This window comes from Chitinophaga barathri, from assembly GCF_003807585.1.
Lineage (GTDB): Bacteria > Bacteroidota > Bacteroidia > Chitinophagales > Chitinophagaceae > Chitinophaga > Chitinophaga barathri.
Window position 1 is genome coordinate 22,237 of the sequence record NZ_RMBX01000010.1, and the last position, 17,646, is coordinate 39,882.

Annotated in this window: 15 protein-coding genes; 3 read left to right on the plus strand and 12 right to left on the minus strand. The window is 47.5% G+C overall.

The genetic code is table 11. The annotated features are described in order from the left end of the window. Positions 1-29: 29 nt before the first annotated feature. Both EG028_RS17870 and EG028_RS17875 read right to left on the minus strand, forming a co-directional pair. Positions 30-803, minus strand: coding sequence for a DoxX family protein (locus tag EG028_RS17870; RefSeq protein WP_120515708.1), 774 nt, complete (start codon positions 801-803; stop codon positions 30-32). Positions 804-923: 120 nt separating this feature from the next. Beyond that, on the minus strand, positions 924-2,018 hold the full coding sequence (locus tag EG028_RS17875; RefSeq protein WP_120515709.1) for an alpha/beta hydrolase family protein: 1,095 nt from the start codon (positions 2,016-2,018) through the stop codon (positions 924-926). A 221-nt stretch (positions 2,019-2,239) separates the two neighbouring features. Between EG028_RS17875 and EG028_RS17880 the strand changes: the two genes are divergently transcribed. Next, a complete protein-coding gene (locus EG028_RS17880; protein ID WP_120515710.1) occupies positions 2,240-3,493 on the plus strand; it encodes a hypothetical protein in 1,254 nt (417 codons plus the stop codon). Between the two features lie 107 nt (positions 3,494-3,600). Here the strand turns inward: EG028_RS17880 and EG028_RS17885 are convergent, their stop codons facing one another. The 7 genes from EG028_RS17885 to EG028_RS17915 all read right to left on the minus strand — a co-directional run bounded on the left by EG028_RS17885 (position 3,601) and on the right by EG028_RS17915 (position 10,899). Continuing rightward, positions 3,601-5,973, minus strand: coding sequence for an arylsulfatase (locus tag EG028_RS17885; RefSeq protein WP_120516005.1), 2,373 nt, complete (start codon positions 5,971-5,973; stop codon positions 3,601-3,603). A gap of 338 nt (positions 5,974-6,311) precedes the next feature. Next, positions 6,312-7,241 carry a hypothetical protein gene (locus EG028_RS17890; protein ID WP_123864708.1) on the minus strand — a complete coding sequence of 310 codons (930 nt, stop codon included), beginning with the start codon at positions 7,239-7,241 and terminating at the stop codon, positions 6,312-6,314. A 27-nt stretch (positions 7,242-7,268) separates the two neighbouring features. Continuing rightward, entirely contained in the window at positions 7,269-7,466 is a 198-nt protein-coding gene (locus EG028_RS17895) for a hypothetical protein (protein WP_120515712.1), read from the minus strand. A gap of 170 nt (positions 7,467-7,636) precedes the next feature. Further along, on the minus strand, positions 7,637-8,224 hold the full coding sequence (locus tag EG028_RS17900) for a Crp/Fnr family transcriptional regulator (RefSeq protein ID WP_120515713.1): 588 nt from the start codon (positions 8,222-8,224) through the stop codon (positions 7,637-7,639). 147 nt (positions 8,225-8,371) lie between these two features. Further along, positions 8,372-8,581, minus strand: a complete 210-nt coding sequence (locus EG028_RS17905) for a hypothetical protein (RefSeq protein WP_120515714.1) — start codon at positions 8,579-8,581, stop codon at positions 8,372-8,374. 44 nt (positions 8,582-8,625) lie between these two features. Then, positions 8,626-9,363 carry a hypothetical protein gene (locus EG028_RS17910; RefSeq protein WP_123864709.1) on the minus strand — a complete coding sequence of 246 codons (738 nt, stop codon included), beginning with the start codon at positions 9,361-9,363 and terminating at the stop codon, positions 8,626-8,628. Positions 9,364-9,819: 456 nt separating this feature from the next. Beyond that, positions 9,820-10,899: an acyltransferase family protein gene (locus tag EG028_RS17915; RefSeq protein ID WP_120516006.1), complete on the minus strand. Its 1,080-nt coding sequence runs from the start codon at positions 10,897-10,899 to the stop codon at positions 9,820-9,822. A gap of 181 nt (positions 10,900-11,080) precedes the next feature. Here EG028_RS17915 and EG028_RS17920 point away from each other — a divergent pair, with 181 nt between their 5' ends. After that, complete coding sequence (locus tag EG028_RS17920; protein ID WP_120515716.1) at positions 11,081-12,784, plus strand: alpha-L-fucosidase; 1,704 nt, start codon at positions 11,081-11,083, stop codon at positions 12,782-12,784. Between the two features lie 40 nt (positions 12,785-12,824). Here the strand turns inward: EG028_RS17920 and EG028_RS17925 are convergent, their stop codons facing one another. The 3 genes from EG028_RS17925 to EG028_RS17935 are packed head-to-tail and all read right to left on the minus strand — an operon-like array spanning position 12,825 to position 16,206. Then, positions 12,825-13,466: a cytochrome c family protein gene (locus EG028_RS17925; protein WP_206614399.1), complete on the minus strand. Its 642-nt coding sequence runs from the start codon at positions 13,464-13,466 to the stop codon at positions 12,825-12,827. Between the two features lie 36 nt (positions 13,467-13,502). Beyond that, positions 13,503-13,970, minus strand: a complete 468-nt coding sequence (locus tag EG028_RS17930; protein ID WP_120515717.1) for a (2Fe-2S)-binding protein — start codon at positions 13,968-13,970, stop codon at positions 13,503-13,505. 22 nt (positions 13,971-13,992) lie between these two features. Next, positions 13,993-16,206, minus strand: coding sequence for a xanthine dehydrogenase family protein molybdopterin-binding subunit (locus EG028_RS17935; protein WP_241559074.1), 2,214 nt, complete (start codon positions 16,204-16,206; stop codon positions 13,993-13,995). Positions 16,207-16,518: 312 nt separating this feature from the next. Between EG028_RS17935 and EG028_RS17940 the strand changes: the two genes are divergently transcribed. Beyond that, positions 16,519-17,643 (plus strand): XdhC family protein, encoded by a 1,125-nt coding sequence (locus EG028_RS17940; RefSeq protein WP_120516008.1) that lies wholly within the window; start codon positions 16,519-16,521, stop codon positions 17,641-17,643. Positions 17,644-17,646 lie beyond the last annotated feature (3 nt).

The window sequence follows — 17,646 nt, forward strand, 5'->3', positions numbered from 1 at the left end:
GATAGCTGCTACATTAAAAGGTTCGGATTTTACTGCATTCTTTTTGATGCTGTTTGTGATATGATCAACGCAGTACCACAAAAACATAAACAGCTCAGAACACCAATAAAATTTTCACCTTCCTGCCAATCCGGAAAACGAATAGCGTAATAAAGATGTAACAATAATAACCAGATAAATAAATTTAACCCCAGTAACAGCAGGATCAATTTTACTTTATAGTTGCTAAAAATACTGATTGCCGACCCCATCAGCGCAACGCCGCCCAGGAAAGTCCAGAATTGCGGAAAAGGAATATACTTTGGCACTAAATTGCTCACCCCTTGCAAATTATTAAAATGACCAACTCCGAAATTGTATAACATGATCGCAAATAGATACTTGCCCAAAGAACCTGTTTTCACAACCAGCTCCATGAATCTATTCCCAGGTTTGGGCGGGTCAATCGTTGAGACTACCAGAAATCCTCCGGACAGTGCTAACATTTTATTAATATTCACCCAATAACTATTAAAAGATCCTGCTGATAAAAACGTGGGCAGATGACCGAACAGGAACAGTAAAAAAAACAGGATCCCCATCAACAATGAGAGGCTACTATATTTTTTACCAATGGCAATTAAAAAGCCGGCGCCAATAAGCAGCACACCGATGAAATAAGCGATAAAAGACAAATTGGAGAGAATGTTTTTTAATTCCGGTATGATGATCGGCCTGATTCCCGGGTAGAAAAAATGCAGCACGCCTATTCCTGCTATTCCAATTGCAAAAAATATGCGGCCCAGGTTCATATATGTATTCATATGATATTTTTTACTGTTTTGATTTGGTGATTTGAAAACGTTATGCAAGTAAACTACGGAGCATAAGAATTCCTTGTCAAAAACCCGGCAAAAGCCCCCAAAAACCAATAAATATCCCCTTCAGTGAAGGGTTGGACGCTGGCCGGGCATACTCAGCCATTTTGCCAAAAGACCGAAGTATGATGGGGAATCTGGTGCAAACGCGGTCGCATTGGAAGGGTTCAGTTCTTGCCCGGCGGCTACGTTGGTTGCCATCTCGTGATTTGCTCCGGCAATAACCGCATAGGTCAGATTTGCTTTTTTGTCAGCCATTTTGCCGAGAAGCGCTGTCGAAATTTTGACCGGCACCCAGGGATCGTTTGCTCCAAATAATATGAGCACGGGGCAACTGACCCTCTCAAGCGTTGCGATCGGATCGAGCGCAATCTCCTTCGCCCACTGAGAATGAACGGGATCGTCCAGCATTGGGGAAATATAGCAGTATTTAAACCATGGTTTTTTAACGGCATCGGCCAACATCCGTTCGACAGCGAGGCGATCCCCTTTCCCACGCATAAAATCGTCAACAGCTATTCGTGTTCTGATTGCCGCCCCGATATCTTCGTCGCGGAAACCTTTAACGCGCAGGATATTTCCTACAGCAAAATTCATTTGCACATCCGGCGCTGTCAGGGGAGCGGATATGGATATGGCGAAAGCCACCTGCCGTGAGCGGGATGCGGCGAGCACTGAAAGCCAGCCTCCCTGGCTCAATCCCCAGAAACCGATTTTTCGCGCGTTGATCCGCTTGTCGGCGGCAAGCATCCGTAATGCGGCCAGCCCGTCATCAGCCAGCGTATTAAAATCAGCACCGGCGCGTTTGCCGGCCGATTTGCCGCTGCCACGCCTGTCATAGATAAACACTGCATAACCAAGAGCGGGCAGCAGTTCTTTTAAATGTTGATAGAGTGGAAGATCCTGCGTCGCTGATGAGGCGGAATGAAATACAATAACGCAGGGAACGGGTTTCGGGCCGCCCGGCAGATAAAGCGTACCACAAAGATGAACGTTGCCGTTCTGAAACTCCTTTTCTTCGGATGTCACTATCGTCGATGCCGGCGAGCTCCAGGCGGGTGTCGCGACCTGCGCAACTGTCGGCAAACCGTTCCCATAAAGGCTCAAAACCGCTATCGTTAGCGCCCGCAAAAACCTCGAAATTGAAGCTTGTTTATTCATATTAAATTGTTAGTTTTAGACACCTCCGGAGTTATTTGCCCATTTTTCATCCTCAGCTTCACATTAAGCCATTGAAATTCTATGCAAGTAAATCACGTGACATAAAAATCCCTCACCAAAAACTCAGCAAAAGCCTCCAAAACTGAATAAATAAGCGCATTCGGAGATTTTGACCCGCTTGATAAGGTAGAGGGCAATTTTGACCGCGTTAAGATTTTTTTATGAACGAACAAGCATTAGTAAAAGTCAGCGTAATAGAGATATTTAATAAAAATGGATATAGTAATCTTTCCAGGATGACCCAACGTGACTTTGATCATATCGCCGAGCAGCTACAACAAAAATCCGGCATCCTGATAAGTGGGACTACCGTAAAACGGCTTGCTCAGGGTGAATTTGCCCGTTTGCCGCAAATAGCCACCTTAAATGCGATCGCCAATTACTATGATTATAAGACCTGGCAGGATTTTAAGGCCAGCAAAATCGAAGACGGGCCCGAAAAGAAGTCAGCAGAAAAACGAGGAAAGAGGTTTAGCATAAAATATTTATCCATACCGCTCGTCATCATCATTCTGGGAAGCTTTTATTTTTTCCATTCAACAAAAGGAAGTGTGAGCAATGGGGAAAAGGCATCTTTTTCATTCCGGAAGAACACCGCGAACGATATTCCGAATTCTGTGGTTTTTAACTATAATATTGATGAAGTGCAGGCCGATAGTTTTTTTATCCAGCAATCCTGGGATGAAAATCGCAGGATAAAAATTTACAAAAACAGCTACACGGTAACAGACATATACTACGAACCCGGTTATCATATTGCGAAACTCATCGCTAATGACTCTGCCATAAAGACATTAGATGTAAGTATTCCTACAGACCGCTGGTTTTTTTATGCAATTGACAATATCGCCCATTACACCACTCAGTATATTAAAGCGGATGCTTTCAATAATAATGGCAGCCTCGGCCTGAGCATACAACAATTACAGGAAAATAATATAGAAGCCGGCAAAGACAAACGGTATCATTACGTATACTTCCCTGGCCATATGGATATCCACGCCGATAACTTTCAATACAAAACCAGGGTACGAATGCAGCAGGTAAGAAATAGCTTATGCCCGTATATTGAAATAGAGCTCTATTGCCAACGGGGTTTTATGAATATGAGATGTACAACAAAAGGATGCGCGCATGAGGCATTCATCATATTCGGAGAACAATTAAAGAAAGGAAGCGATAATGATTTATCTCCCATAACTTTTGACGTGAGCCAGTGGACTGATATAGAAATAACAGTAAAAAATAAAGTAGCCGTTGTGAAGATAAATGATAAAGAAGTTTTTTCAACACGGTATGCTACGGATACCAAATACCTGTCCGGGCTTGGTTTTATTTCAAACGGGTTATGTGAAGTGGATAGAGTAGAGTTGTATGGCCTGGATGGAAAGGTCATGTACAAAAATGAATTTTGATTATGGACATGCGGCTGTGCTGGCACTTACAGGCTTTCTGCTGTATCTTCCGTTTTATACGGAGCTGTCCAATCAGGGTTATGCCAGTGCCGAAAGCTGATTTGGGGTTACTTCAGTTCAATTACAACCTTTTTCAACTCACCGGTAAACCTGAAAGGTACTTTATAATCACGGCTTACAGGCGTACCGGTATCTTCACCAACATCGAGCGTTTCGTCGAGTGAAAAACGGTTGGGTACTGTCTTTTCTATGCGGGCTTCGCCCACCGGCTGATCATCTGCCAGCAATACGCCTTTTCCGCCTTTGCCCCGGCCGCCACCGTCATATGCAAACTCAAAACGAAGTACGTGTTTGCCAGGCGCCAGCGTTGATTTTCCAATTATCGGCGTGAGTTGTTCCTGGAGCCAGTTATAAACAAATTGAGGTTTTCGGTCTTTTATCATCAATACCCAGCCCGCGAACAGGCCGCCCTGGGTGATTATGACACCATCGCCTCCCTTCGCAGGCATTTCAATCTCCGCTGTGATGGTAAAAGAGCGATTTTTTACATCCGGCGCGCTGCCTTCAGGAAGGCGTTTCATGCCTGGATAATAGGTAAGTTTGGTCAAACCTTCGATCGCACCGAGCGGGCGGCCGGAAAGCTGCGCACTGAAACGGGCCGCCCCGCGATCATCCAGTGGCAGGACGTTGTGTTTTTTTGCTTCTGACATAAACAACTCTTTCAGTTCTTTTACCTTTTCAGGATATTGTTTTGAAACATCCACATGCTCCGTGAAGTCTTTTGTCAGATCGTATAATTCCCAGGTGTCCTGATCAAATGGCCCGCTTAATTCTTTATCAGACCAGGGGTTACCGCCATGTGTAGTTGCGGCCATCCAGCCTTCGTGATAAATGGCACGGCTCGAACCTATTTCGAAGTACTGTGTCGTGCGTTTACTTTTTACATTCTTATCATCAAATGTATATATCATGCTTACCCCGGTCATGGGCTCCTGTTTTACGCCGTTAACCATTTCAGGTTGCGGTAGCCCCGCAGCTTCAAGGATTGTAGGAACAATATCAATGCAGTGATGGAACTGGCTGCGTAAAGTGCCGGTGTCCTTTATCCGTTTGGGCCAGGAAATAACCAACCCGTTACGGGTGCCGCCGAAATGCGATGCCAGGCGCTTGGCGTACTTCAGGGGAGCGTTCATCGCCATTGCCCAGCCTACGGGATAATGGTTGTACGTTGTTGGCCCTCCGATCTCATCAAACCGTTTCAGTGCGTCTTTTATCACGTCCGGCCTGTAACTGTTGAAGTCAGCCGCAATCTCGTTGAGCGTGCCGCTGAATCCGCCCTCAGCGCTAGCGCCGTTGTCGCCAACGCCATAGATGACCAGTGTATTTTCACGGATGCCAAGTTCATCAATGGCGTCGAGCAGGCGCCCTGTTTCGAAATCGGCGTACGCAAGAAAACCCGCATATACTTCCATCATCCGGGCGTATACTTTTTTCCGGTCGGGCTCCAGCTGATCCCATACGCCCACTTCTTCGGGAATGGGATTATACTGCGCTTCCACTGGTATGATCCCGGCCTTTTTCATGCGGTTGAATGTTTCTTCGCTTACTTTATTCCAGCCCTGATCGAACTGGCCTTTGAACTTATCAGCCCAGGCTTTGGGCGCATGGTGTGGCGCATGGGTGGCGCCGGGCGCGAAATATAAAAAGAACGGTTTCCCCGGTGCTATGGATTGCTGCATACGCATCCAGGCAATGGAGCGATCCGTCATATCGGTCATCAGGTGGTAGTTCGGATCGTCTACCGGCGGCTCAACGGGAAGCGTATTTTCAAAGAGCGCGGGCGCCCATTGGTGTGTATCACCGCCGTTAAATCCATAAAAGTATTCAAAACCCATATTGTTCGGCCACTGGACGAACGGGCCTGACTGGCTGGTTTCATAGTCCGGCGTGTTGTGATTTTTGCCGAACCATGCGGTGTTGTAACCATTGTCACGCAGGATGGTGCCGATGGTGGCGGAATTATCCGGAATGACCCCGGAATACCCGGGGTAGCCTGTTGCTATTTCGGAGATCACCCCAAAGCCTGCTTCATGGTGGTTACGCCCGGTAAGCAAAGCTGCGCGGGTAGGGGAGCAAAGCGCCGTTGTATGCCACTGATTAAACTTCAGTCCTGCCTTCGCCAGCTTTTCAAGGGCTGGCGTAGGGATGGGGCCGCCAAAAGTGGAAGTGGCCCCGAAGCCCACATCATCGAGTAAAATAATAACAACGTTTGGTGCATCCTTTGGGGCTTTACGGGTCTTGGGGAAATCCGGTTTCGAATCCTTGTAGGTTTCAGCGATTTTGCCTTTAAACTCACCGGGCCTCCGGTCGGGAAGTATGAGCCCGGCCCTTTCTTCAGTCTCCTTTACGGTCTTGGGCGCGCAGGCGGATTGAAAAAGCCATGCCGCCAGAACGAACAGCATACTCGCTTTAATCACCATATTTTCTTTGATTGTTTTTGAGAACATCATAGCAGCCTTTCCAAGGACCAGGGCTAAGAAAGCGATAATAATTAACGCGTTATTCATATTTTATAATTGTAATGACTTTTCCTGCACATTCTATCCGTATCGGAGAATATGCATTGCTTACATGACGAGGCGCTAAAAGGGACTACTTAGGAGGGGAGACAAGCAATAAATAAGAGAATAACACCTAATTCCCTGAAAAAGTTGAGGTCCCAATGATCCTGATAGAAGTATACTTTACTTTTTAGGGGCATTAATTTGATACAAGCTGCATAATACGCCGGCAAGTTGCCGGAGGGAAAGCCTGGTCTTTATTTTGAATTCAGCAAAGGGGCCACCGCAACAATGGCTTCGGCAACCATTAATGCCCTGGTGTACTCAAGTTCAGCATTCAGCCAGTTCCCGGATTCCTGGCTCAGTGAAGGATCGAGGAAATAAAGGTGAGCGCCCCTGAGTGGTTTATAAAGACGCAGTTCTTTCCTAAGTTCCAGGCATTTCTTTACGCGCTCTTTGCCGCGGCTTTTCCCCAGGCGGGCAGCATATGTTTTCCAGCGGAAGTCTATATGTGAGGGGTGATTAAAATTCGCCTTCCAGAGAAGTACCAGGATCTGCCGGGCCTGTTCCTCATCTTCTGCGTCCTGCTTCAGGATATCCGTTGTTTTTTTGATCAGCTGTTCGAAATAAAAGACGTGGAAATAACAAAAGCAACCTATTGGTTCTTCAAACGGCAACAACAGCATTCTATAAGCTTTGTCGCGCGCGGAACCTTCCGGAAGAAGCGCTAGCTCCCCACATATCTTTTTGCTGGTCTTTTTTACAAAAAGCGCTTCCATGATATCGGACATGGGCTGTTCAAGATCAAAGAGGTCCGGATGTCTTCTTAGCAGTCCGTTCATCATCTCCTCCAGGTAAAATATTGTCTCCATGATACATTCATGCCAGCTGCCCGGTATTACCCTGTTATTCAGGGTAAGGCCCAGTTCGTCAAGGATCATACCCATTGTAGCCATCAGGTTGTCTATCTTATCCTGGCAGGACTGGACCATCCATTCAGTTTCTTCCCGGTTAGAGCTTTCAATTCTGAGATTATTTAGCTTGTGAAAGATGTTTTTGGCTTCTTTCGTAAATAATTCCGATATAGCTGCCTGATAACCTTCCGGCGGAGAGGGGCAGGACCTGCACTTATCCGGCAATTCGGATTGAATGATCCGTTCGATGTTCGCAAAAGGATTTAAAAACATAAAGATGGATTTAAAGTAGGTGATCAACTAGTTTTTCATGAATTCTCTTACTATTTTTTCGGCTATTCCTGAATATTCGCAGAACTCATTGATAGTGATGCATTGATCCGGTTTCTTTCCCAGTGCTTTCCTGATTTTTTGCAAAAGCGCCCTGGCGCCGCTTTCGCTACGGCCGGTAATGTTGATCACATCACGCACATATATCACTACGCGGCCGGGTATCATTTCCGGGGACGTTTGTTTTTATTATACTGAAAGAAAGATTGATACTTCAGCTTCATTTTGCAGATAATTTTGATTTAGCAAAACTACGAAGCCCCTGAAATAAGCGGTTTGTCAATTGACAAGAAAAATAATCCAGCTGCCTTATTTGCGACTTTTTTGTCAATTGACAACTACAAGCGGTGGTTTTTTATTTTGCTATAGTGGAATTCGGAAATACCCAGGTAGGAAGCGATGTGAGCGCACTGTGCCAATTGAATGATATAAGGATATTCTTCCAGCAGCTTCCTGTATTTTTCTTTTGCCTTATAGGCTTTCCAGGCATCCCGCTGCGTGAGCTGAAAGTAATAGAGCTGGGTAAGGGTGGCGTAGGTATGAAAAAATAACGGGTACTTTTCGCAAAGCCACGTCTGATCGTCGATATGAAGTTTGATACAGGTGGTATCTTCAGATGCCTGAAGATACTCCGGGCTCTCCTGGTTAAAATAGTAGCCGTTCAGCTGGATCATAAAATCACCTTTGTGCAGGAACCAGGTGGTTACCTCTTTACGTTTGTGGTCATGATAGAGCCTCACAAAACCGTCGATGATAAAATAACAATGCCGGGATGTGTCACCGGGCTTAACCATCAGATCATTCTTCTTAAATTGTTCGATACAGCTTCTTTCGATAATCTCCTTTTTTAAATCTTCGGGGTGGGGCTGAATTTGGTCTATCCTGGCAAAAAGGCCAGCATACCCCGCATTGTCCGGGTTCTTCATCGGTTTTGGTTTTTGATTAAGAAATACTGCTGCTTAGAAGGTAGGATAGGGGCTGATCTTTTAAATTTAAGAGAAATAATACATTTCAGGAAAAGAAAATTTTCACTGAAACTGAAACGCCCCGGACCAGCCGGGGCGTTTTGCTCCTTATTCTTCATCTTTCACTACCGCCTGGCTAACCGCCACCATTACGCTTCCTGCCACGATCAGATAGCCGCTGATCTCTTTCAGCATACCGGGTAATGGTATATCTACGGTGCTTATCGCGCTGCCTGCCGCCACAAGTACCAGACCTGCGGCGCGAAGTTTACGGAAGAAAGGAGGTGTTCTTTTAAATAATCGCTCCCTGATTCCCATGATCAGATGGTTTTAAGTGATAACATGAGAAACCTGTCCGTCCGTTATGATCCGGAAACCGCTACAAAAGCCACTGCGTTGTAGAGGCCGTTACCAATGAGATAGAACTGTCCGTTCACCTCCTGGTAAAAGGAAACACCAAGGGCGAGGAGCAAAGGGGCTGTGCCGGCCGGAGGTAATTGTACTTCCAGCGATGGCGCGGTTACCCCTTCGTTGCTGATCGGCAAATGTTCTCCTGCATTTTGAGCCATCAAATGATCGCCTGTGGTGAAGTCGATCGATGCTCCCGCAATGGTAAGCCTGAAATGGCTGGCTCCTTCGGGTTTCGCGACCAACTGAGCAGTGATCAAAGAAGGGAAATCCACCTTCATTAAGCCTGATGCCCGGTCGATAGATACCGCAAACGGGGCTTTGAGTGCAGACAGGAGTGCCATATCCGTGTTTACCTCAAATCCTTGCAGCAGCCCGATGTCGCCATCTGCGATGTTCCTGAATCCACGCGGGTTCCCCATATCTGCTTTTACTACCCTGGCCATTTCACTGTTCAGCCTGCGGGTAAAGTAAAAGTCATTGATATCGCTCAGGATACCTGCAAATGTTGTCCGGATAAGTTTAGCTCCGCTGGCAGCGCGGGCAAACTCCGACATGTTTTCTTTGGTCCGGTCATTGTTGACTGCTTTGGATTCTGATTTTTGCCTGGCCAGGTAACCATCTTTGGTTTTGTAGCAGGTGATGTTGCCTATTGTGCCTTCCAGTTGCAAGACACCAGTTTGTTTTGCCATTGTATCAAGATTTTAAATTCATGTAATGAAGGGACTGTTTCGAAGGCCAGTTCCGTTTGCCTTTTTGCTACACGGAATGCCGGCGACGTCTTTCCCGCACTCCGTGTTTTCGGTACCGATAGTGCAAAGCTAGACAGGGAATTCGCTGCGTAAAAATCAGCGGGATGCTTTCAATGGATTTTGTGAGATTATGCTGGTTTCAATGGAAAAAAGGGATTTAACGGGGTTTGACGGGATTTGATGGAATCCGTGGGGAAGAAGGCTGACATTTTTTCTTAAAAGGAGGATCAGAATGGCAGCGGGTGGGGGTAACTATGCTTTTGATATGCTTTTGGTATGCTCTTGATATACTTTTGATACGCTTCGGCTATGCAGAATTTCTGTAATTCGCCTTCCGGTCTTGCCCTGATATAGGTGGCGGGGAGTTGCAACCTGGACAATGAAACGTTTGGTCGTTTACTCACGGGTTGACCATTTTTTCGCCAGCCATGCCCTGACAGGCTCATCATAGAACCGGAGTACAAGCCACGCCAGCAAACAACTTCCGATAAATACACCGGTTGCGGCCCAATATATCATTGCCTGGTCCGGTTTTATTTTATTCAGATAATTGCCAAAGATCCAGATTGCCCATATATGGGTCATATACAGCGGGTAGGAAAGCCGCCCGGTAAAGGTGCAAAACCGTTTTAACGGGCCCCGCACGGTTGCGCCGGCTCCTAATGAAACTATCAGCGGTAAAACAACTATTACCAGCAACATTTCGGTAAGCCAGTCTTTATCACGATGCGGAAATATGAATACACCCAACAGCAAGGCGGCTAAAAATAAAAAGTTGAGACGGTGTTGTATGATCAGTCTGAAACGGAAGATCACCAGCCCCGCCAAAAAAGAAAAACCAACCCGCGCGAAACCGTCAAAAAACGTCGGGGCATCCCATCCTGTAATGATCCATCCCCGTTCACGGGCTACAGCCATCAGGCAAACAACAGAAGTTGCAAGAAACACCAGCAGCCAGCGCTTAGGGAGGCGCAGCAACACCAGACCATAAAAGATGTTGATGATATACTCCATAAAAAGCGACCAGGCAGGCGTATTAAGCGGGAAGAGCCCGTTAAATCTTCCGGGGAGAAGCGGAAAGGGGATCAGGAACAACGAACTTACAAAGGCAAGAATGATCTTTCCCCAGCCCGCTTCCGCAACCATGGCTATGCCGGTAAACGGATCGAAAATATATCCGAGCAAACCAATGACACTGCCCCACACAACCATTGGATGTAACCGGATAAACCGGTTCCTGAAGAACTTCATTATACCCATTTGCGATGCCCGCTCATCATAGGCATAACCGATCACGAACCCCGACAGGCAAAAGAAAAAATCAACCGCGAGATAGCCGTGACCAATAGGGCTTAAAGTATAATCCGGTATGATGAACTCATACAAATGAAAGATCACGATAGAAAGAGCCGCAAGCCCCCTTAAACCATCTAACACCTCGAAGTGGGGCTTTGCCTGTGGAATATTGTTATGCATAACGTTACCTGGAAATTTTGCCGACGAATTTAAAAGCATGGTTTATTTGAAATGTGGCCGCTTAAAATAACCAGGCACGCCGGGAGAAGGAAAGTATGGATAATAATAGTGTATTTTTGGGTAAAATGCTATTAACCAGCCTTTTCTTAAAGGTTCATATTTGTAAATAAACCTATCCACCATGTGTTTGACCCGTTTCAGAAGCATTTACTGTTTAGTCCTCGTTCTCGCCGGCGCCACTTTTAATAGCAGCGCACAAAGCAGGGATAGTATAAAAGCATTTGACAACTGGCGGGACATGCGTGTCGGGTTGTTTATTCACTGGGGACCTTCTTCGGGCAAAGCGTTGCCTCAATCACATTCCCATGCCCGTAAAAGTGATTTTAACCCTCATGGAAGCGTGCCTGCCGAAGTGTATGATAAATTCTACACAACCTTTAACCCGGTCAAATATGATCCTGACCAATGGCTGAAACTGGCTTATGATGCCGGTATGCGTTACACGGTTTTTGTGGCTAAACACCATGACGGGTTCTGCATGTTTAAAACGGATGCTACTGATTACAATATCATGGCTACGCCCTATGGAAAAGATGTCGCTAAAATGTTTTCAGACGCATGTAAGCGGAACGGCATGGCATTGGGATGGCAAATTTCCCCGAAGGACTGGAAACATCCGGACTTCAGCGCGAACCAGGATAAATACAATAAATACTACGGGCACCTGGTCGGGGAGCTTACTGAAAACTACGGGCCTGTTTCCGTGCTTTGGTTTGATGGCATCGAACCTGTGCCGCAGGACAAATGGAAGGAGGTATCTGAAACCGTACCGGGGTTGGTATATGCCCGCAATCCCAATACTATGCTGGGAGTACACGGTGCGGTGAAAGAAGATTTCCTGAGCTTTGAATACATGGTAGGTCCGTTCGACAGGAATAAACCATGGGAGACGTGCGAAGCCATCAATCCAAGCGGCTGGGTGTATAATAAGCCGATGCCGGCCTATCCTTTCCGGAACCTGCTGCGAAACCTGGTATATACGGTTGCAAGAGATGGGAATTACCTGCTGGATGTAGGGCCCATGGAAACCGGCGAGCTTTTTCCGGCGGATGCCGAACGCCTGCGGCAATTTGCCGGTTGGATGAAAATAAACGCCGAAGCAATACATGGTACAAGAGGCGGCCCGTACCGGGACGGAGAGTGGGGAGGCGCTACCTGCAAGGAAAAATTCGTCTATTTATTTGTATCCGATAAGGTGGGTGATAAACTTGTACTCCCGCTGCCAGGCGCAAATATTACCGCGGCCGGCAGGCTGGATGGCGGCCTTCTCAAACACCAGGTTAAAGGCAGCAACCTGGTTTTGCAATTCCCGGACCGTGAAAAAGGAGAAAAACCCATCTTCACCGTGGTACGGTTAACGCTTGATAAACCAGCTTTATCCCTGCCTATAACGGATGGACAGCTCAATCTGGCAAACGCCGCCAATGTTAAGGCTTCCAGCATCCGGGACAATAACGGCAGTTTGTACGGGCCGGCGCTATTGTTTGACAATAAAGGAGAAACGGCATGGCAGGATAAAAAGGAAGATACATTATCCACCCTGCAATTTACACTGGAAGCACCTGCGGAGATCAGTGGGCTTGCCTTGTCTGAGCGCGGGCAAACAGAAGAATGGGGGCACTATTTTGCCATACAGCTTAAAGTGCGGAATAGTGAAAAAGAACCATGGAGGATAGTGTTAACCCAAAAAGGAATGTTAGGGGCTCCGCCTATCCTGAGCTTCGAAAAAACCACCGCCAGATTTGTAGCATTAGATATCCGGAAAAAAGCGGGTATCCAGTTGCAAATTTCCGAACTAAGATTGTTTGCGCCGTTGGCAGAATAGGGTACAGGCCGGGATGTTGATGACGGATTCCGGTCATTCATTATTTGCCGGGCGCAATACCGCCTTTATTGATCCACTCATCCCAGGCAGCCACAAATTCGTTATATGGCATTGGTGGTGGTTTACGGCCTTCGCCCATGTTCCAGCCTGCTTTTACCAGGGTATCCCTGGCGTGTTCTATCAGTTGTGTTTTGTTCTTATGGCCGTTCCTGTTATAGTCCATTATTTGCAAGGCAAGTTCCCGTGCTGATTTTCCTTCGAAAACCATTTTCATGTCGGCGGGGGGAAGCGCCCATTTGGGGTTACCGGGCGGCGTATTGACACCCGGCGTATTGGTGGGTTGATGGCAATTGGAACATTTCATAGCATACACGCCTTTACCATCCCGGCCCCTTACCGGCGACATGGTATGTAAATGGCTGTCATCTCCCTGGAGCGGAACATCCCCGGCAGGATGGCAATTCATGCACCGGGGGCTCATTAAAACCTTGTATACCTTCTCGAACGCAGCTACAGATGCGATTCTATCTGCCTGGCTAATGTTGTCATTCTTTGCATCAGCCACCTCATTTTCACGGCTAAGCCCGCTTGCCGACAATCCAAATACTGTCACAACAACCATCGTAATAATGGTGAGTTTGGGGTGTTGAATGAAGAATTTTTTCCCAGGTACTTTTTCCATCTGTTTTTGATTTTTACAATTCTGCGTAGCGGTTTATTACTTTGAACCTTTGTTTTGCATCTTAGCTGCAAGGTGTATTGCCTTATGAATTCTCATGTATGTGCCACAACGGCAAATATTGCCTTCCATAGCGTTGTCGATATCCTTGTCGGTCGGGTTCTTATTTTCTTTCAGCAAAACCGCGGCAGACATGATCTGGCCGGCCTGGCAATACCCGCATTGCGAAACATCCAATTCCAGCCATGCTTTTTGCAATGGATGATCATTGTCAGCTGACAGGCCTTCTATGGTGACCACCTGCTGTTCAGCCGCTCTGCTCACCTTTGTAACGCACGACCGGACGGCTTCACCGTTCAGGTGAACAACACAGGCCCCGCATTGCGCCACGCCACATCCGTATTTCGTACCCACAAGACCAATTACATCCCTGAGTGCCCAAAGCAATGGCATATTCGGGTCAATGTCCAGCTCGTATATTTTTTTGTTGATATTTAGTTTGATCATATTCGGTAATTGATAGTGTGCATTAACCTAAATTTTTCTTGTTATCCAGCGTACTGCCTGGTTGTGGGAGTTGTTCAATAAAAGGCTGGCTGTAATACCTTTTGTTGGTGGCTTTAAATAATGCATTGGCAACGGCACCGAATACAGGCGGGAAAGGTGGCTCACCCAGGCCGGTAGGATCAATATCGTTTTGTACGAAATGCACTTCAATTTTTTTCGGCGCTTCACTGTGCCGTATCATCCGGTAATTGCTAAAGTTGTTTTGTTCTGCAGCCCCTTCTCTATGACTTAGCCTGCCATACAATGAGTTACCAATACCATCCACAACGGCGCCTTCCACCATGTTCGCAGCGGCGTCCGGATTTATAACGATGCCGCAGTCAACGGCACTGACAACTCTTTCTACGTAAGGAATTCCATTTTTCATGACGATATCCACCACGTGTGCGGCATATGAATTATGGCAGAAATAGGCGGCGACGCCCCGGCTGTATTTTTTATTTTCCGGTTTGCCCCATCCCGACTTTTCTTTCACCAGGTTCAATATCCCGGCATACCGGTCCGGGTTATAATCGTTGTTTTTTCCCACGGGATTTTCTTTGGCTCTTTTCAGCAGTTCCAGCCTGAGTTCGATGGGATCTTTGCCCATGGCTACCGCCAGTTCATCTAAAAAAGACTGTTCCGCCGCAGCATTGAAGTTGGACCGCGGAGCCCTGAAAGCGCCGATCGTGATATTAGAAGGTATCTGCCATCCTTCCGCCAGGTAATTGTCAACCGCACCTGCGGGGAACCTGTTGGCATGAATAGCGTGTTCGGGAATCCCGCCGCCTTTCACATGAAACGCGATCAGATTTTTGTCTTTATCCAGCGCAGCCCGGTATGTTGCCGTATACATGGGACGGTAGATGCCATAGGTCATGTCATCTTCACGGGTGTATATCAGGTGGATGGGTGCTTTTACTTTTTTGGAGATCAGCGCTGCTTCTGACAGGTAATGCCCATAAGCTCTCCGGCCAAAGCCGCCACCCATGCGGGTCATCTGGATCTCGATCTTGTCGGGAGGTAAGTTTAATAATTTAGCCAATGTGGGCTCGGTCCAGCCAGGTGCCTGCAAGGGACCTACCAGCAAAGCTTTTTCATCGGTAACATGCGCGAAGAAATTCATGGGCTCCATGCAGTTGTGGGCCAGGAATGGTCCGTTATAGGTACGTTCGATCACCTGGGCTGCGTTTTTAAAAGCCGTTTCAGGGTCGCCGTCTTTTCTCAGCTGTTGCGCAGGTCTTTGGGCGTACTCCTTCATTTTTTCTAACTGGGTAGTGGTACTTTCAAGCGCTCCCGGTACAATCACTTCTCTTTTGGCGCCCCTTCCACCCATGGTATCTTTGGTATCGCCTGCCGCTTCCCATTGTACGATCAGTTTTTTGCGGGCATTCATTACTTCCCAGGTGGTATTGCCTACTATTACCAGCAAATCGTTGAAAGTACGGGTATCGAACCCGCCTTGTTCAAAACCGTCTTCATATAACTTAAGTGTGAAGACGTCCCTGATCCCTGGCATGTTCAAGGCCTGGGAAGCATCAAAGGATTGCAGTTTCATGCCGAATGCCGGTGGATGGTGTATCATCGCGATCAGCATTCCTTCCTGTTTATAATCCAACCCAAAGAGCGGTTTACCGGCAACGATCTTCAGGCCCTCAACATTCTTCTGCGAGCTGCGTACAACCTTAAAATCCTTTGCCGCCTTTAGCGTCATTCCTTTGGGGACAGGCAAAGCGGCGGCTTTTGACGCCAGGCTGCCATAGGTTGCCGACCTGCCGCTTTTTTCATGGGAGATCGTGCCGGCGTTGGCAGTCAGCTCTTCTATGGGGACGCCCCAGGTTTCAGCTGCCGCCTGCAGCAGCATTTGGCGGGCTGCGGCACCCGCTTCACGGAGCGGCTTCCAGTACATCCGCACTGAATTACTGCCGCCGGTAAATTGCGGTCCCAGTTTTACATTGTCGTGCGGCCCCATTTCCACCACTATTTTTTTCCAGTCGGCCTCCAGTTCTTCCGCTACAATCATGGGGAGTGAGGTCATTACATTCTGGCCAAATTCCGGGTTGGGATTGAGGATCTTTATGATATTGTCCGGTGTTATCTTTATATAGCCGGTCAATTCATTCCATTGCTCAGGCAGTGCCGCGCTCTCAGGCGTATTGGCCAGCCCGGCCCTGGAAAGCCAGGTGAAACTGATCATAAGGCCGCCCCCTGCTAATAAAGATGACTTTAAAAAAGAACGCCTGCTTTGGGTTGACTTTGATGGTTCCATCATGAAAAAATTATTGTTAAGGCAAAAGATTATTCTTCAGCATTGAGGCCGTTGTTCGCACAAGAGTAAGTTACCAAATAAATTCCCGGTTTTTTGTATATGTATTACTGGTTTTCCTACCAATATTACGGTTTGAAAAAGAACGGGAACTTCGCCAGTCAGGAATTCGTTAGATTTGGTAACGCCGCCCACAGGTATCGGGCGGTATATTTAAATTTACAAAACTGTCCTGATATAAGGATGAAAGAGATTCTGGAAATAATTCAGGCATATGAAACGGCCCGGCGCGATCAGATGCGGGCTGTGCTGGCTACTGTAGTTAAGGTCGAAGGATCTTCCTACCGTCAGCCGGGAGCGCGCATGCTCGTAACGGAAGACGGGAGCCTCACGGGAGCTATCAGCGGAGGCTGCCTGGAGGGGGATGCGCTTCGTAAAGCTTTGCTGGCCATACACCAACGGCAAAATAAACTGATTACCTACGATACCAGCAATCCTGACGATATCGAATTTGGCGTCCAGCTCGGCTGTAATGGTATCGTGCATATCCTTTTCGAATATATCGATACTGAAAAGCCGGACAATGCGCTGGCGTTACTGTCGCGGCTGATGGAAGACCGCAGGGAGGCGGCATTGGTCACCTGTTATTCGCCGGACCGCAAGGCACCGCAGCAAGGCACCGTTCTTTGCTGGAAGGCAGGAGCCGGGTACGGTGCAGGGATTTCGGGCGTGGATCTTTCCGCCGACCTTGCAAAGGTGATAGAAGAAAGGCGGACCATCATCAGGAAAATCTCCACGGAAGGCGATGGGGTTGAGGTATTGCTGGAATATGTGGCTCCACGGGTATCGCTCATCGTGGCCGGGGCCGGAAATGACGTGAAGCCGTTGGTAATAGCAGCTTCTTTGCTGGGTTGGGAAGTAACGGTGGCAGACGGCCGGGTGACGCATGCAAAGGCGGCCCGTTTTCCGGGAGCGAAAAATGTTTTGCCCGTGCGGCCTGAAGAATTGATCAGCCGGTTGGCCATTGATAAATCAACCGTATTCGTCCTGATGACGCACAATTATAAGTACGACCTGGCGCTGTTGAAAGCACTTCCCTCATCGCCAACGCCATACATCGGGGTGCTGGGCCCAAAAACCAAACTGAACCGGATGCTGCAGGATCTTGCTTCAGAAGGCATTAACCTCACCTCCGAACAGCTGGATCGCGTCTATGGCCCTGTAGGACTCGATATAGGGGCTGAAACCCCGGAAGAGATCGCTATTTCCATCATTGCGGAAATAAAGGCCGTATTAGGTGGGAAAACGGCGGGCTTCCTTAAATTCCGCAATGAGAAGATCCATAAGGATACAATTGTCTTACCATAAGTT

Bases quoted from the DNA above. Each gene is read 5' to 3' on its own strand.
- EG028_RS17870 (WP_120515708.1), bottom strand. From the start codon at position 803: ATGAATACATATATGAACCTGGGCCGCATATTTTTTGCAATTGGAATA.
- EG028_RS17875 (WP_120515709.1), bottom strand. From the start codon at position 2,018: ATGAATAAACAAGCTTCAATTTCGAGGTTTTTGCGGGCGCTAACGATA.
- EG028_RS17880 (WP_120515710.1), top strand. From the start codon at position 2,240: ATGAACGAACAAGCATTAGTAAAAGTCAGCGTAATAGAGATATTTAAT.
- EG028_RS17885 (WP_120516005.1), bottom strand. From the start codon at position 5,973: ATGGTGATTAAAGCGAGTATGCTGTTCGTTCTGGCGGCATGGCTTTTT.
- EG028_RS17890 (WP_123864708.1), bottom strand. From the start codon at position 7,241: ATGTTTTTAAATCCTTTTGCGAACATCGAACGGATCATTCAATCCGAA.
- EG028_RS17895 (WP_120515712.1), bottom strand. From the start codon at position 7,466: ATGATACCCGGCCGCGTAGTGATATATGTGCGTGATGTGATCAACATT.
- EG028_RS17900 (WP_120515713.1), bottom strand. From the start codon at position 8,224: ATGAAGAACCCGGACAATGCGGGGTATGCTGGCCTTTTTGCCAGGATA.
- EG028_RS17905 (WP_120515714.1), bottom strand. From the start codon at position 8,581: ATGGGAATCAGGGAGCGATTATTTAAAAGAACACCTCCTTTCTTCCGT.
- EG028_RS17910 (WP_123864709.1), bottom strand. From the start codon at position 9,363: ATGGCAAAACAAACTGGTGTCTTGCAACTGGAAGGCACAATAGGCAAC.
- EG028_RS17915 (WP_120516006.1), bottom strand. From the start codon at position 10,899: ATGCATAACAATATTCCACAGGCAAAGCCCCACTTCGAGGTGTTAGAT.
- EG028_RS17920 (WP_120515716.1), top strand. From the start codon at position 11,081: ATGTGTTTGACCCGTTTCAGAAGCATTTACTGTTTAGTCCTCGTTCTC.
- EG028_RS17925 (WP_206614399.1), bottom strand. From the start codon at position 13,466: ATGGAAAAAGTACCTGGGAAAAAATTCTTCATTCAACACCCCAAACTC.
- EG028_RS17930 (WP_120515717.1), bottom strand. From the start codon at position 13,970: ATGATCAAACTAAATATCAACAAAAAAATATACGAGCTGGACATTGAC.
- EG028_RS17935 (WP_241559074.1), bottom strand. From the start codon at position 16,206: ATGATCAGTTTCACCTGGCTTTCCAGGGCCGGGCTGGCCAATACGCCT.
- EG028_RS17940 (WP_120516008.1), top strand. From the start codon at position 16,519: ATGAAAGAGATTCTGGAAATAATTCAGGCATATGAAACGGCCCGGCGC.